The organism is Achromobacter sp. JCM 18799 (assembly GCF_055395645.1).
In genome coordinates, this window is the sequence record NZ_AP043866.1 from 1,253,861 (window position 1) to 1,269,139 (window position 15,279).

The following is a 15,279-nucleotide window of genomic DNA, read 5'->3' on the forward strand; positions in this document are numbered from 1 at the left end:
TTTTCAGCTGCGCGTCATCGCCGCAGCGCTCTCTTTTTCGCAATGCCTATCGGGCACAACCCGGCTTCACCATTCGCAAAGAAGGACCACCCCATGCACAAGAAGATTTCCCTGTTGGCAGGCAGCATCGTCCTGGCGTTCAGCGCCGGCGCCCAGGCTCAAACGAAATGGGATCTGCCCACCGCCTATCCGGCCAGCAACTTCCACGTTGAAAACCTGACCACCTTCGTCAAGGACGTCGACACGCTGTCCGAAGGCAAGCTGAAGATCACGCTGCACAACAACGCCTCGCTGTACAAAGCGCCCGAGATCAAGCGCGCGGTGCAGGGCAACCAGGCGCAGATCGGCGAGATCCTGCTGACCAACTTTGCGAACGAAGATCCGATCTACGAACTGGACGGCCTGCCCTTCCTGGCCACCGGCTATGACGCGTCGTTCAAACTCTATCAAGCGCAGAAGCCCTTCCTCGAAAAGAAGCTCAACGCGCACGGCATGACGCTGCTGTACGCGGTGGCCTGGCCGCCTCAGGGCATCTTCGCCAACAAGGACATCAAGCAGATCAGCGACATGAAGGGCCTGAAGTGGCGCGCCTACAGCCCGGTGACGGCCAAGATCGCCGAACTGGTCGGCGCGCAGCCCGTTACCGTGCAGCAGGCTGAACTGGCCCAGGCCATGGCCACCGGCGTGATCGATTCCTATATGTCCTCGGCCTCCACCGGCTACGACACCAAGACCTACGAGTACATCAAGAAGTTCTACGACACCCAGGCCTGGCTGCCGAAGAACGCCATCATCGTCAACAAGAAGGCGTTCGACGCGCTTGACCCCGCAACCCAGGCCGCCTTGAAGAAGGCCGGCGCGCAAGCCGAAGAGCGCGGCTGGAAGCTGTCGCAGGAAAAGAACAAGTGGTATCAGGCGGAACTGGCCAAGAACGGCATGGAAACCATCCAGCCCACGGTCGAGCTGAAGGAAGGCCTGTCCGTGATCGGCAAGCGCATGCTGGACGACTGGCTGAAGAAGGCTGGCGCCGATGGCCAGGCCATGATCGACGCCTACAAGAAGCAGTGATATTTCCATGCGCCGCTTTCTAGATGGTCTTTACGGCGCGGCCGGCCTGCTGGCCGGCCTGTGCACGATCGGCGTCCTGGTGTCGGTGCTGGCCGCGATCATCGCGCGCCAGCTCAGCATGAACATACCCGGCACGGACGCCTATGCCGGGTATTTCATGGCCGCCGCCGGGTTCCTCGCCCTTGCCAGTACGTTCAAGCACGGCGAACACATCCGCGTGACGCTGCTGCTCAATTCGCTCAAGCCCGCCGCAGGCCGCAAGCTGGATATCTTCGCCCTGGCGGTCGGCTGCCTGCTCGCGTCCGCCTTCGCGTTCTTCAGCGTCAAGCTGACCTACGACTCCTGGCAGTTCAACGACATCTCCACGTCCAACGACGCGACGCCGCTCTGGATACCGCAACTCAGCATGGCCGTGGGCACGGTGCTGTTCCTGGTCGCCCTGATCGACGAGCTGATCCGACGCTCACGCGGCCTGTCCGCCGCCACTTCGCAGCAAACCCATGAATGAACTACTCGTCATCACCCTATTGGTCGTCTCGATCTTCGCGCTCCTGGGCTGCGGGGTCTGGGTCGGCCTGACCCTGGCGGGGACCGCCTGGATCGGCATGGAGATCTTCTCCAGCCGGCCCGCGGGCGATGCCATGGCCGTCACCATCTGGGGCGCGTCCTCCAGCTGGACGCTGACCGCCCTGCCGCTTTTCCTGTGGATGGGCGAAATCCTGTTCCGCACGCGGCTGTCCGAAGACCTGTTCAAGGGGCTCGCCCCCTGGCTCAACCGCCTGCCCGGGCGGCTGCTGCACACCAACGTGATCGGCTGCGCCATCTTCGCGGCGGTCTCGGGCTCGTCCGCGGCGACCTGCGCCACGGTCGGCAAGATGACCATCCCGGAACTGACGCGCCGCGGCTATCCCGAGGACAAGATCCTGGGTACGCTGTCGGGCGCCGGCACGCTGGGCCTGCTGATCCCGCCGTCCATCATCATGATCGTGTACGGCGTGGCGGCGGACGTGTCCATCGCCAAGCTGTTCATCGCGGGCATCGTGCCGGGCATCCTGCTGGCCCTGCTGTTCATGGGCTACATCGCCTGGTGGGCGATCCGCAATCCCGGCCAGGTGCCGGCGGCCGACCCCGGCCTGTCGCTGCTGGAAAAGCTGTCGCGGTCGCGCCATCTGATCCCGGTGATGCTGCTGATCGGCGCGGTGCTGGGTTCCATCTACACCGGCATCGCCACCGCCACGGAAGCGGCGGCGGTCGGCGTGGTGGGCGCGCTGATCCTGTCTGCGCTGCAGGGATCGCTGAACCGCTCCGCCTTCATGCAATCGCTGCTGGGCGCCACCCGGCTGTACTGCATGATTGCGCTGATCCTGGCGGGCGCGCAGTTCCTGACCCTGGCCATGGGCTATATCGGCCTGCCGCGCGCGCTGGCTGAATGGATCGGGGGGCTGGGCCTGTCGCAGTTCGGGCTCATCATGGCGCTGATGGTGTTCTTCATCGTCCTGGGCTGCTTCCTGGACGGCATCTCCATTGTCGTGCTGACCATGGGCGTGCTGTTGCCCACCGTGCAGGCCGCCGGCATCGATCTGATCTGGTTCGGCATCTTCATCGTGTTCGTTGTGGAAATGGCACAAATCACGCCGCCCGTGGGGTTCAACCTGTTCGTTCTGTCCGGCATGAGCGGCAGGGAACTGCCCTACATCGCGCGCGCCTCGCTGCCGATGTTCTTCCTGATGATCCTGGCGGTGCTGCTGCTCTATGCCGTGCCTGGCATAGCGACGTGGCTGCCGCTGCACATGACGCTGTAGCGCGGCGCTGACATGAAAACCCCGTTTCTGAAACGGGGTTTTTTTTGGCCTCCGGTCTCGCCTCCCCCTGTTTTTTCGTGTTGTAAACCAGGGAAAACTCCAAAAAACAACAGGTGCCGCTCACGCCCCAGTTTTTCTAGAATTCCCTGGCGCTGCTACGTTGCAACATTACGGCGTATATGTGCATATGCGGCTATCGCCCGGACCCGCGCTTACCGTAAGCGTCGGTGCGACGGCCCAGCGCCTGACGATCCGCCAGGCGCGAACAGCCGGGCCAAAAGCCCGGCGCCACTAATAAATAGCGCTACCCAGGAGGAGCCCCCAGCATGAAACGCATTCCCCTATCCCTCGCCCTTGCAAGCCTGGGCCTGGCCGCCGGCGCGGCCCACGCCGAAACCAGCGTCACCCTGTACGGCATCGCCGACGTCAGCATCCGCTACCTGAGCACCAGCGCCGGCAGCGTCGGTCAAGACGGCAGCCGCGTGTCGATGGAGAACGGCGCCATATCCAACAGCCGTTGGGGCCTGCGCGGCTCCGAAGACCTGGGCGACGGCAACCGCGCCTTCTTCCGCCTGGAAAACGGCTTCAACATGCAGAACGGCCGCGGCTCGGATCCGTCCAAGACCTTCAGCCGCCTGGCCTACATCGGCCTGGACGGCGGCAACATCGGCGCGCTGACCCTGGGTCTGCAGAACACCCCGATGTTCGACCTGCTGGCCGACTACTTCGACCCGCTGACCGTCGGCAACTACGACCAGAACGCCTGGCTGCCCGCCGCCATGTCGCGCGTGCGCACCAACAACATGACCAAGTACTCCAACACCATTGGAGACCTGGCGTTCGTGCTGTCCTGGGCCAACGGCGACGACTACAAGGACCACAAGGCCGGCCAGCAGTACGGCGCCAGCCTGCGCTACACCGTCGGCAAGCTGGGCCTGGGCGCGGCCTACCAGCAGACCTACGATGGCACGGATTCCGATCTGCGCCAGCGCGTCTGGAACCTGAACGCCTCGTATCAGTTCGACGGCGCCAAGGTCTTCGCCGGCTACTACAACGGCCGCGACGAAACCGGCTGGGTCAACGCCGTGATGGGCGGCAACCAGGCGCCCGGCCTGGACCGCAAGGACAATGGCTACTTCGCCGGCGCCACCTGGCAGGCCACGCCGCGCTGGGCCATCACCGGCGCCGCCTACTACGACCAGAGCAAGAACGTGGTCGAAGACGGCGACAAGGGCAAGCGCTACGCGCTGGTCGCCGTGGCCGAGTACTCGCTGTCCAAGCGCTCGCAGATCTACGGCACGGTCGACTGGAACAAGGTCAACGACGCCGCCAGCGGCGAAATCGCCGGCAAGAGCAGCCAGCTCGGCGCCGCAGTGGGCTTCCGCCACATCTTCTGATGACTGTCCGCGCCGGACGCCTTGCGCGTCCGGCGCGGTTTCGTCACGCTCCCTTCCTTACATCCCCAGATAGGCCTTGCGCACCTCGTCCGAGGCTGCCAGCTCCGCCGCTTCGCCCGACAGCGCCACCCTGCCGCTTTGCATCACGTAGGCGCGCGCCGCGACTTCCAGCGCCTGGGCCATATTCTGCTCCACCAACAAGACCGACAGGCCGTCATCGCGGTTCAAGGCCGCCAGCGCGTCGAATACCTGTTCCACCAGCAAGGGCGACAGGCCCAGGCTGGGCTCGTCGATCAAGAGCAGACGCGGTCCGCTCATCAGCGCCCGGCCGATGGCCAGCATCTGGCGCTCGCCGCCCGACATGGTTCCGGCCAACTGCGTGCGACGTTCCTTCAGGCGCGGGAACAGGGTGTAGACGCGCTCCAGGCGTTCCCCGTACACGCGCTCATCGCGCACGGTGTACGCGCCCAGGCGCAGATTCTGTTCCACGGGCTGGCGCGCGAATACGCGGGCGCCTTCGGGAATCATCGAGATACCCTGCGTCACCAGCCTGTCCGGCGGCGTGCCGGTGATATCCCGGCCTTCGAAAATCACCCGGCCGCTCTTGGGCTTGACGGAGCCGACGATCGCCATCAGGGTGCTGGACTTGCCCGCGCCGTTGGCGCCCAGCAGCGCAGCGATCTCGCCCGGCCTGACCTCCAGCGACAGGCCGCGCACCGCCTGCACGCCGCCGTAGGCCACGCTCAGGTCTTCCACTTTCAGCATCGCATCAGGCACGGTGCTTTCTCCCCAGATAGGCTTCGATCACGGCCGGATTGCGCACGATTTCCTGCGGCGCCCCCTCGGCGATCATCTGGCCGAAGTTCAACACCAGCACCCGGTGCGCCAGCCGCATGACCACCTCCAGCACATGCTCCACGATGATGAGCGTGACGCCCGACGCGTGGATGCCGCGCAGGATCTCGGCCAGGGCGATGGCCTCGGCCGGGTTCAGTCCGCCCGCCACTTCGTCCAGCAGCAGCATGCGCGGCTCGGTGGCCAGCGCCCGGGCCAGTTCGACCCGCTTCTGTCCCGCCACATTGAGCTCGGCCGCCCTGACGTCGGCGCGTTCGGCCAGGCCCACCAGTTCCAGCACGCGGGCCGATTCGCGGCGCGCGTCCTGCAGGCGCGGATGGCGCAGCAGCGCCCCGACCATGGCGTTCTCCAGCACCGTCATCTGCCCGAAGCTGCGCGGGATCTGGTAAGTGCGCACCAGACCCATGGCGGCCACCTGTTCGGGCCGCCGGCCTATCATCGACTGGCCGTCGAAAGTCACCGAGCCGGAGGTGGGCTCATGATGCCCGACCAGGCCGTTGAACAAGGTGCTCTTGCCCGCTCCGTTCGGGCCGATGATGGCGACGATCTCGCCCGCCTCGACCGACAGCGAGATGTCCTTGTTCGCGACCAGCCCGCCGAATTGCTTGGTCAGGTTCTTAACGTCCAGCAGAGCCACGGCGCCTCCTCAATGTCACCAGCCCACCCGGCAGGAACAGCGTGACCAGCAAGATGGCCAGGCCGAAAATCAGCAGATCCAGGCCCAGGCCCGAACTGCCCCACAACACGCGCGTGCCCTCGGACAGCGGCAGCAGCACCGCCGCGCCCAGCCACGGGCCGATCAGCGTGCCGACCCCGCCCAGGATGGTCACCAGCACGACCTGCACCGACATCGTCAGGTTGAACATGGATTCCGGGTCGATGAAGCCCACGTACATGGCAAAGAAGCCGCCCCATACGCCGGTCATGCCCGCCGACATCACGAATGCCAGCATCTTGTAGCGGTCCGCGGGCACGCCCAGGCTGCGCGAGGCCGCCTCGTCGCCGTTGATGGCACGCCAGTAGAAGCCGGTCTTGGAATGCACCAGGAAGAAGGTGGCGCAAAAGGTCAGGAAGGCCAGCCCCACCGCGATCCAGTAGTACGGCACCTTGCTGCGGAACAGCAGCATCCAGGCGGCGTCGCCGATGGGCGCCTCCAGGCCGACCGCGCCGCCCGCCCATTCCCAGTTGATCATCAGCAGCAGGCCGATCTGCAGCAGCGCGATGGTGGCCATGGCGAAGTAATGGCCGGACAGCCGCAGGGTGGGTCCGCCCACCAGCCACGCCAGCGCGGCGCTGATCACCCCGCCCAGCGGGATGCCCAAAAGCGGCGTGAGCTTCAGATGGTGCAGCAGCAGCAAGGTGGTGTAGCCCCCTACCCCCACGAACACGCTATGGCCGAAGGAGATCCGCCCGAGGAAGCCGCCCACCAGGTTCCAGCAGGCGCCCAGCGCGCCGAACATGATGGCCAGCAGCAGCACCTGCAGGGTGAAGGCATCCTTCACCACCAGCGGCACCAGGGCCATCAGGATGGCCGCGACGGCAGCGGCCAGGACCGGCCATTTGGGCACGCCGGCGGACACGGTATCGATCTTGTCTGTCTTGTTCATCTCACCACCGCCCGAACAGGCCGCGCGGCCGATACCAGAGAACCAGGATGAACAGGATGAAGACGCTCACTGTCTTCAACGCTGGGGCGACGAAGTAGCCGGTCATGGCCTCGATGATGCCGATCAGGATCCCCGCGATGAAGGCGCCAGGCAACGACCCGAAGCCGCCCATGCACACCGCCACGAAGGCCAGCAGGCCGAACACCGTGCCCACCGAGGGAAATACGTAGAAGAAGGTGGTCAGCAAGGCGCCGGCCAGGCCGACCGCCGCGCTGCCCAGCATCCAGACCTGGGCGTTGACCCGGTCGGGCGAAATGCCCACCAGCGCCGCCACCTGGCGGTCTTCCGCCACCGCCTGCAGGGCATGGCCCCAGCGCGTGCGGTACACCAGGATGAACAGCGCGACCACCACTACCAGCGCGATCAGGCCCGTCACCACCTGTGGTCGGCCCAGCGAGATGCCGGCAACCGTGACGCTGCCCGACACCAGCGTGTCCGGCAGGCTGCGGTAGTCGGGGCTGAAGGCGATGAAGGCAATCTGGCGCAGCACCAGCCCAAGGCCGAAGGTGGCCAGGATGACCGCCATCGCCGGCCCCTTTTGCAGGCGGCGGATGATGAGCGCATAAGTCAGGAAGCCGACGAAGGCGAGCAGGACCGCCACCAGCGGCGCCGACAGCGTGGGATCGATGTGGCCCAGCGTGTAGAGCCAATAGGCTGCATACATGCCCAGCATCAGGAACTCGCCATGGGCGAAGTTGATGACGTCGGTGATGCCCCAGATCAGCGCCAGCCCCACCGCCACCGCGGCATAGATCAGGCCGTTGAACAGGCCTGCCGAGAGAGCTTCAAACATGGAGTGCTCCTCGCGGCGGGCCCCGCGGCCCGCCGCGTCAGACTATGTTTACTTCCAGGTGAACGGCAGCGTGGGCAGGTTCTTGTCGGTACGGTATTTTTCCGGCCACACGGTCTGGTAGGCCGCGCCCTTGAGCTCCAGGATCAGGCCCGAACCCTTGGTGTTCTGGCCCTTGGCGTCGAACTGCACCCCGGCCCAGGGCATCGCGACCTGCGCCTCGCCCAGATCGGTGGCGGCCAGCGCCTTGCGGATCGCCTCGGGGTCGGTCGAACCGGCCCGGTTGATCGCGTCGGCCAGCACCAGCACGCCCTGCATCGAACGGGCATTGTTGCCGTTCAGGTCCTTACCCGTCTTGGCCTTGTACATGTCGTTGATCTTTTTCAGCCCGGCCTTGGATGCCGCCACGTCATTGCCCCAGACGTCGCGCGTCAGCACGCCCTGGACCTGCGGCCCCACCTCCTGCACGAAGCGCGAATCGATGAAGCCCGCGTCGTTGGCCAGGAACACCGGCGGCGCGTACTTGCTTTCGCGCATGGTGCGCACGAACAGCATGGCGTCCGAGGTATAGCTGGCGAAGATCGCCACATCGGGCTTGGCGGCCGCCAGTTTCTGCACTTCCGCCGTCACCGAGGCCGAGCCGGCGCTGTAGGCGATGTTGGCGACCAATTGGCGGTTGTATTGCTTGGCGAACTTTTCGACCGCCTTGTAAGTGTTCACGCCGAAGTCGGTGTTCTCGTACACCACAGCGATCTTGGCGGTCGGCACCGCCTTGATGCCATCCAGGAACTGCATCATGTTCTCGACGAAGGTATCGTCGTTGGGCGAGGTGCGGAAGAACCACTTATAGCCGCGCTCGGTCAGGTCCGGGCTGCTGGATTCGCCATTGACGTAGGGTATGCCGCGCTGCTCGGCGATGCGGCTGGCGGTCTTGGTCACGGCGGACTGGTAAGCGCCGGTCAGGGCCACTACCTTTTCCTGGTCGATCAGGCGTTGGGCGTCGGCCAGGCCCACTTCGGGCTTGCCCTGAGAATCGCCGAACACCACTTCGATCTTGGCGCCGCCCAGCGCCGGCAAGCCGCTGCCCGCTGCCAGCGGTATGCCTTCCAACTCGGGATGCGGATTGTTGATGATCTCGACCGCCAGTTCGACGGCCGCCTTGATTTCAGCCCCGGTGGACGCCAAGGCGCCCGATAGCGGATAGATTGCGCCGATGCGCACGGCCTGTTGCGCTTGCGCGGGAACGGCGCACATCAGCGCCAGGCTCGCGGCGACACCCGCGATGAGCTTCATCTTCATAACTGGACTCCTGGATTGGACCGGCTGGGTGTGAAAGCAATGCATGGCCGCGTTGGCGGCGGCACGAGACCCTCCGGCAAGCCGGAAGGCCCCAGATTCAAAGCGGTTGTCGCCATTTCCCCTTGTCCTTTAATGGATCGTTTTGGTGGCACAACTGGTACTGCAGCGCGAGTAGAGACTTCTAACCGCTACCCGCTTACGCGCTACTGAGAAAGCGGATGGTTGGCGGTCAGAACACCGCCATCCGGCTGTTGATGAGGTCCGTGACCAGCATATGGCCCGGCGCGTGGGTAATGCAGAATTCCGGCTTGACCGCTGCGACCACCGACTGCGGCGTTACGCCGCAAGCCCAGAACACGGGCATTTCCCCTTCGCGGATTTCCACCGGATCACCATAGTCCGGGCGGTTGATGTCGGCAATCCCGATCAACGCGGGGTCGCCGATATGCACCGGCGCGCCGTGGACCGAGGGAAAACGCGAGGTGACCTGGATGGCGCGGATGGCGTCCGCCGCCTTCAGGGGACGCATGGACACGACCAACGGACCGCCGAACACGCCCGCGGCATGGGTCGGGACGCTGGTGCGATACATGGGCACGTTGCAGCCCTGCTCGATGTGGCGCACGGGCAAGCCGTTGTCCAGCATCGCTTCCTCGAAGGAGAACGAGCAGCCGATCAGGAACGACACCAGATCGTCGCGCCAGATATCGCGCACATCGGTAGGCTCGGCCACCAGCTCGCCGTTCTTCCATACCCGGTAACGCGGGATGTCGCTGCGGATGTCGATGTCCTGGCCCAGTTCCGGCAAGGCGGGATCGCCGGGTTCGGACATGGCCAGCAAGGGACAGGGCTTGGGATTGCGCTGGCAGAAATGCAGGAAGTCCGCGGCCAGCGCGCGCGGCAGAATGGCGAGGTTGGCCTGGACGTGGCCCGGCGCCAGATTGGCGGTCGGGCCGGTCAGCTTGCCGCTGCGCGCGTCCAGCCGCGCCTGCCGGGCCAATTCGACGCTGGCGCGCGCCGCGGGTTTGGATTGCATGCCTATCCCCTTGATGATGATGCAGGTATTGGGGCATTGCACAGGAACCGCGGGCCAGCGTCCAATCACAAGTTGCGATAGACCCCGATCAAAAATATTTATCAGGGTTATGCCGGATGGCGCAGCGCCTCTTCCCGCGCGATCTGCTGCGCCGCCTCCGCCACCGCGCGCGGAATCTGGCTGTCCGGCCCCTGCATCCAGCAGGCGGTGTAATGCAGCGGCGGCAAGGCCGGCGCCTTCACGTCCAGAATGCGCAATTCGCCCTGCGCCAGCTCCTTGTGCAGGATGACGGGCGCGATGACCGCGGTGCCGATGCCGTCCTGCGCCATCCGCACGATGACGCTAAGCGCCGAACTGCCGTACATGCGCGGCGCCTCGACGCCCGCCTGCTGCAACAGCTGGCGCACGGCGCGGTGCGGATCGGTGGTGGAGGGATAGGTGATCACCGGCCATTCGGCCAGGCGCTTGAGCGCGATCGGCTGGCGTCCGACCTTGAGCTTGGGGCTTGCCACCCAGGACAGCGGGTAATTGCAGAGGTACAGGTTCTCGATGCGGGGCTCTTCCATCGGCCCCAGCAGAAATGCCAGGTCGATCTGGCGCGAGGCGAGCTGCGTCTTCAGCACCGTGGTCGTATCCACCTGGATCTCGACCATCAGCGCCGGATAGGCGTCGTGCAGATATTCCATCAGGGTCGGCAGCCACGTATGGACGATGGTTTCCGATACGCCCAGCCGCAGCATGCCGCTCATCACGCTCTTGGCGCGCGCGGCCTCCTGCATGTCGCGCCGCATCTGCAGCATGCGCTCGGCATGCGACAGCAGCTCGCGCCCCTTGCCTGTCAGCTTAATGCCCCGCGTGTCGCGGTCGAACAGGCGCACGCCCAGATCGGATTCCAGCGACGCGATACGCTGGGAAATGGCCGGCTGGGTGGCATTGAGCTTCTCGGCCGCCGCCCGGAAACCGCCCAGGGTGGCGACCCAGAAGAACGTTTCGATATTGCGCAGATCGATCATGGCGGCGGCATCCGGCTATGCAGCCGCCATCTTAGCGCCCAGGACGGACCGGCGGCCGCCGCCCGTCCCGGCTGCGCGTCACTGCCCGGCGTAGAGCGCTTCCACCGCCAGGCCGATGCTCAGGATACGGCGGTCCGCGCCGTTGCTGGCCGCGATCATCAGGCCCACCGGCGCCGTGCCGGCGGCATGGCAAGGCAGCGACAACGCGCAGCCATCCAGGAAATTGATCAGCGTCGGATTGCGCAGGATCAGGCCGTTGGCGGCGTAATAGGCATCATCGGAGGCCTGCAGGTCGGCCACCGCCGGCGCCACGATGGGCGTGGTCGGCATGATCAGGGCGTCGTAGCCGGCAATGCGGCGGTCCACCGCCGCGACCCAGGCTTCGCGCGCATCCAGCAAGTCCAGGTAGTCGGCCGCGCTCATGTCCTTGCCGCGCATGATGCGCGACACCACGCGCGGGTCATAGCGCTTGCCGGCGCGGGCGATCAGGTCGCGGTGCCAGGCCCAGGCTTCGGCGGCGGTAAAGCCGCCCTTGGCGTTGATGGCGGCCAGTTCGGCGAATTCCGGAATCGCGATTTCTTCGACCAGGGCGCCGGCGGCCTTCAGGCGGTTCACGGCGGCTGCGAAGCTGTCGGCAACATGCTTGTCCATGGCGTCCAACGCCAGCGTGGTCGGGATGGCCAGGCGCAACCCGCGCAGCACGGCCGCTTCCGGCGCCGGGCCGCCGTCGCCGGACAGGATGGCGTCCAGTTCGGCGCAGCAGCGCACGCTGGCAGCGATGGGGCCGATGGAGTCCAGGTTGGCCGACAGCGGCAGCACGCCTTCCATGGAGACGCGCCAGGCGCTGGGCTTGAAGCCCGTCAGGCCGCAAAGCGCGGCCGGAATGCGCACGGAACCGCCAGTGTCCGAACCAATGGCCGCGGCCGACATGCCGTCGGCGACCGACACCGCGGCGCCCGAGGACGAGCCGCCCGGGATGCGGCCGGTGGCGCGGTCGTAGGGGTTCAGGGGCGTGCCGTAATGGGGATTGATGCCCAGGCCCGAATAGGCGAATTCGGTCATGTTGGTGCGGCCGATGATGACCGCGCCTGCCGCGATCAGACGGCGCACGACTTCAGCGTCGGCGTCGGCCGCCGGTTCGCCTTCACGGGCCACCGAGCCAGCCATCGTGGTTTCGCCTTCGATGTCGAAGAGATCCTTGATGCTGATCGGCAAGCCCTCGATCGCGGAGCGGACGATGCCGGCGGCGCGCAGCGTGTCGGAAGCTTGCGCCTGCGCCAACGCGGATTCGGCGTACAGGCGGGTGAACGCGCGCGCGCCCTCGCCCGCTTCGTCCTGTGCGCGGGCCAGCGCCGCCCGCGTCAGTTCCACGGAGGTGCTGCGGCCCTCTTGCAGGGCCTGGGTCAGATCGTTCAAAGTCGGAACCATAGTCATCCTAGTGCCGTCTTGCGGCTTGAGTGCAAACGGGCGCGCCCGCGGGCGCGCCTGGCGATCGGCGCCTGGGGCCAGAATCAGGCCACCACGGGCAGCGTCTCGACATGATAGCGGTGGCGCAGGCTGCGCTGGCGCCGCGGATCGTGCAATTCCATGGTGAAGTCGGCCGCGGCGCGGATGCCGCCGATCGCGCCCACCGTGCCGCAGGTCATGCCTGCGCCGGCCGGCAGCACCGTGGCGCCGCCGGTATAGCCCGCGATCAGGTCCTGCGGCGTGCGCAGCGACGCCAGCGGGCCTTCCTGGTACAGCACTTCCACGCCGTTCTCGACGATGTAGGAACGGATGATGAGCTCGTCCCAGTAGTCCGCCACGTCGGCCAGGCGCCAGGCGCTCGTGGCCACGGGCTTGACGCAGACCTGCTTGGACATCGCCACGCTGTAGGTTTCCAGCTTGCGGTCGGTATGGTCGGAGGCGATGCTGACGTACATTTCGCCGTCCACGGAGAACACGAAGGTCTCGACTTCGCCCGACGAATCCTCGCCCAGGGCCTGCACGGTTTCCTTCTGCGTCAGTTGATTGTCGGCAATGCGGTAGTACAGCGGCACGCTGCTGGGACGCGGCACGCCGATGGCGGCCAGCTCTTCGATGTGATGCTCGATCGCGGCCATGTCGCGGCCGGCCCAGCCGGCGACGATCAGGGTGTTGAACTCCACTTCCACCTGGCGGGGTTGCGAGTCTTCGATCTGGAATACGGCTTTCATATCTGTCCTGCTGAGAATTAGGGAGTGAAGGACGCGGCGGTTCGCCGCGCCCCGGAACGTCTAGGCAATAAAGGTCAGCCGAATACGCGCGGCAGCCACAGCGCCACGTCCGGCCAGAAGGCCAGCAGCGCCAGCATCACGAACATGGCGGCCACGAACGGCAGGCTGCCGACGATGACCGCGCTCATGGAACCGCTCTTGCGCAGGCTTTGCACCACGAACAGGTTCAGGCCCACCGGAGGCGTGATCAGGGCGGCTTCGACCAGGATGATGATGACGATGCCCAGCCAGATGGGATCGAAACCCAGGCCGATCATGATGGGCGCCACGATGGGGATGGTCGTGATCATCATGGACAGGGTTTCCATGAAGCAGCCCAGCACCAGGTAGAAGATCACCACGATCAGCAGCATCCAGCCGGGCGACAGGCCCAGGCCCGTGATCGACTTGGTCAGCGCATCGGTCAGGCCGGTCGCGGACATGACGAAGTTCAGGAAGCTGGCCGCCACCACGATCAGCATGATCATGGCCGTGGAGCGCATGGTGCCTTCCATGACCTCGCGCAGCATCGACCACGACAGGCGGCGGAACCAGGCCGCCAGGATGAAGGCGCCCAGCACGCCCAGCGCGGCGGCCTCGGTCGGCGTGGCCAGGCCGGCGTAGATGGAACCCACCACCAGGAAGAAGATCCCCATGGGCGGCGCCAGATGCACCAAGCTGGCGAAACGCTGGCCCCAGGTCGCCTGGATCTTCTTGCCGCCCCAGGACGGCTTGGCGACGCAGGCGATGACCACCGTCAGCATGAACAGCGCGGCCATCGCGAAACCCGGGATGATGCCGGCCAGGTACAGCTTGGGCACCGAGGAGTTCGTCAGCACGCCGTAGATGACCAGGTTGATCGAGGGCGGGATCAGGATGCCCAGCGTGCCGCCGGCGGCCAGGCTGCCCAGGAACAACGGCTCGTTGTAGCCGTACTTGCGGATCTGCGGGATCGCCACGGTGCCCACCGTCGCGGCGGTCGCCACACTGGAGCCGGAGGTGGCCGAGAACAGCGTCGAGGCGCCGATGTTGGCGTGCATCAGCCCGCCCGGCAGCCACGACAGCCACAGGCTCATCGCGCCATACATGCGTTCGGCGAATCCTGCGCGCAGCAGCACCTCGCCCAGCATGATGAACAGCGGAATCGCCACCAGCAGGAATTCGTTGTTGGTGCTCCAGGAAACTTCGCCGATCGCGCGCGTCAGCGGCAGCATGGAGAACAGCGGGTCCAGGATCAGGCCCAGCACGCCCAGCGCCGCGCCCACCGGAATCGACAGGCCGATCAAAACCAGGAGCAGTATCAATGCGGTGGAAATCATGCAGCCTCTCCCTTCACCATGCGCTCGCCGGCGGCGGCTTCCTCGTCGGCCTCTTCCTGCGCCGAACGCACGCCGCAAATGCTCCTGACCAGTTCGATATCACCCGTGACCAGCGCGGCGGAAGCGCGCGCCAGCATCAGCGCGACCGTGACGCACATCCAGGCCAGGCCCAGCGCCCACAGGCCCTGCGGAATCCACAAAGGCGTGGCCAGCGGCGTATTGGCCGCGGACTTCTGCGCCCAGGAGGTCTGCACCACCTCGAACGCGTAATACGTCAGGTACACCATGAAGACCGCCAGGGCCACCATGGAGATCCAGTCCAGCACGGCGGCGACGCGCACCGGCATGTACTGGTAGACCACGTCCACGCGCACGTTGGCGCGCTGCAGCGTGGCGAATGCCAACGCCCAGGAGGTGCTGATGGCGAAGGCGTAGCTGGACAACTCGTCCGCGCCGCCAGTCGTGAAGCCCAGGAACTTGCGGGCCAGCACGTCAAACGAGATCAGCAACACGCTGGCCACCGTCAGCGCGCCGCCGGCCCACACGGCCAAGCGCGAAAAGCTCTCGGCGCGCCGCAATAGCCCGCCCAGCAGGCGGAAGTGTTCAGATTGAGTCATGAGTCAAACCTTTGCAGGGCAGGCACACATCGCCCTCCCTGCTATGTAACGAACGATCCCATAGCGATGCCACGAAGCCAGCTACGCCGATCTGCAGCAACTCCCCCATCAGGGGGCCACGAAGCCAGCTCAGCCGATCTGCAGCGCCCCTCCCCGATCCGGATGCCGCGGATCCGGCTCCG

Annotated in this window: 15 protein-coding genes; 4 read left to right on the forward strand and 11 right to left on the reverse strand. The window is 65.9% G+C overall.

What is annotated here, in order from left to right; genetic code table 11:
• The first annotated feature begins 93 nt into the window (after positions 1-93).
• From ACZ5YA_RS05980 to ACZ5YA_RS05995, 4 genes are all read left to right on the forward strand, one after another.
• Positions 94-1,068: a TRAP transporter substrate-binding protein gene (locus ACZ5YA_RS05980; protein ID WP_059375768.1), complete on the forward strand. Its 975-nt coding sequence runs from the start codon at positions 94-96 to the stop codon at positions 1,066-1,068.
• A gap of 7 nt (positions 1,069-1,075) precedes the next feature.
• The gene (locus tag ACZ5YA_RS05985; RefSeq protein ID WP_013394009.1) at positions 1,076-1,576 is read left to right on the forward strand and encodes a TRAP transporter small permease; all 501 of its coding nucleotides are present in this window, start codon (positions 1,076-1,078) and stop codon (positions 1,574-1,576) included.
• Positions 1,569-2,870: a TRAP transporter large permease gene (locus tag ACZ5YA_RS05990; protein ID WP_059375756.1), complete on the forward strand. Its 1,302-nt coding sequence runs from the start codon at positions 1,569-1,571 to the stop codon at positions 2,868-2,870. The genes ACZ5YA_RS05985 and ACZ5YA_RS05990 overlap by 8 nt, the downstream gene beginning before the upstream one ends.
• 326 nt (positions 2,871-3,196) lie before the next feature.
• On the forward strand, positions 3,197-4,267 hold the full coding sequence (locus ACZ5YA_RS05995; RefSeq protein WP_059375752.1) for a porin: 1,071 nt from the start codon (positions 3,197-3,199) through the stop codon (positions 4,265-4,267).
• A 57-nt stretch (positions 4,268-4,324) separates the two neighbouring features.
• On the opposite strand, the gene ACZ5YA_RS06000 is transcribed toward ACZ5YA_RS05995, so the two are convergent.
• The 11 genes from ACZ5YA_RS06000 to ACZ5YA_RS06050 all read right to left on the reverse strand — a co-directional run bounded on the left by ACZ5YA_RS06000 (position 4,325) and on the right by ACZ5YA_RS06050 (position 15,097).
• Entirely contained in the window at positions 4,325-5,032 is a 708-nt protein-coding gene (locus ACZ5YA_RS06000; protein WP_059375749.1) for an ABC transporter ATP-binding protein, read from the reverse strand.
• A 4-nt stretch (positions 5,033-5,036) separates the two neighbouring features.
• Positions 5,037-5,759 carry an ABC transporter ATP-binding protein gene (locus ACZ5YA_RS06005; RefSeq protein WP_306632595.1) on the reverse strand — a complete coding sequence of 241 codons (723 nt, stop codon included), beginning with the start codon at positions 5,757-5,759 and terminating at the stop codon, positions 5,037-5,039.
• Positions 5,740-6,729 carry a branched-chain amino acid ABC transporter permease gene (locus ACZ5YA_RS06010; protein WP_118932040.1) on the reverse strand — a complete coding sequence of 330 codons (990 nt, stop codon included), beginning with the start codon at positions 6,727-6,729 and terminating at the stop codon, positions 5,740-5,742. Before ACZ5YA_RS06010 ends, ACZ5YA_RS06005 begins: the two co-directional genes overlap by 20 nt.
• A 1-nt stretch (position 6,730) precedes the next feature.
• Positions 6,731-7,582 carry a branched-chain amino acid ABC transporter permease gene (locus ACZ5YA_RS06015; RefSeq protein ID WP_054454041.1) on the reverse strand — a complete coding sequence of 284 codons (852 nt, stop codon included), beginning with the start codon at positions 7,580-7,582 and terminating at the stop codon, positions 6,731-6,733.
• 48 nt (positions 7,583-7,630) lie between these two features.
• Entirely contained in the window at positions 7,631-8,878 is a 1,248-nt protein-coding gene (locus ACZ5YA_RS06020) for an ABC transporter substrate-binding protein (protein WP_059375741.1), read from the reverse strand.
• A gap of 229 nt (positions 8,879-9,107) precedes the next feature.
• Positions 9,108-9,914: a putative hydro-lyase gene (locus ACZ5YA_RS06025; protein ID WP_059376159.1), complete on the reverse strand. Its 807-nt coding sequence runs from the start codon at positions 9,912-9,914 to the stop codon at positions 9,108-9,110.
• Between the two features lie 107 nt (positions 9,915-10,021).
• Entirely contained in the window at positions 10,022-10,927 is a 906-nt protein-coding gene (locus ACZ5YA_RS06030; RefSeq protein ID WP_059375739.1) for a LysR family transcriptional regulator, read from the reverse strand.
• Positions 10,928-11,005: 78 nt separating this feature from the next.
• The gene (locus ACZ5YA_RS06035; protein WP_464092193.1) at positions 11,006-12,355 is read right to left on the reverse strand and encodes an amidase; all 1,350 of its coding nucleotides are present in this window, start codon (positions 12,353-12,355) and stop codon (positions 11,006-11,008) included.
• An 83-nt stretch (positions 12,356-12,438) separates the two neighbouring features.
• Positions 12,439-13,122: a DUF2848 domain-containing protein gene (locus tag ACZ5YA_RS06040; protein ID WP_054454032.1), complete on the reverse strand. Its 684-nt coding sequence runs from the start codon at positions 13,120-13,122 to the stop codon at positions 12,439-12,441.
• 74 nt (positions 13,123-13,196) lie between these two features.
• On the reverse strand, positions 13,197-14,480 hold the full coding sequence (locus ACZ5YA_RS06045) for a TRAP transporter large permease (RefSeq protein WP_059375736.1): 1,284 nt from the start codon (positions 14,478-14,480) through the stop codon (positions 13,197-13,199).
• Positions 14,477-15,097, reverse strand: coding sequence for a TRAP transporter small permease subunit (locus tag ACZ5YA_RS06050; protein ID WP_059375734.1), 621 nt, complete (start codon positions 15,095-15,097; stop codon positions 14,477-14,479). Before ACZ5YA_RS06050 ends, ACZ5YA_RS06045 begins: the two co-directional genes overlap by 4 nt.
• Positions 15,098-15,279: the final 182 nt, after the last annotated feature.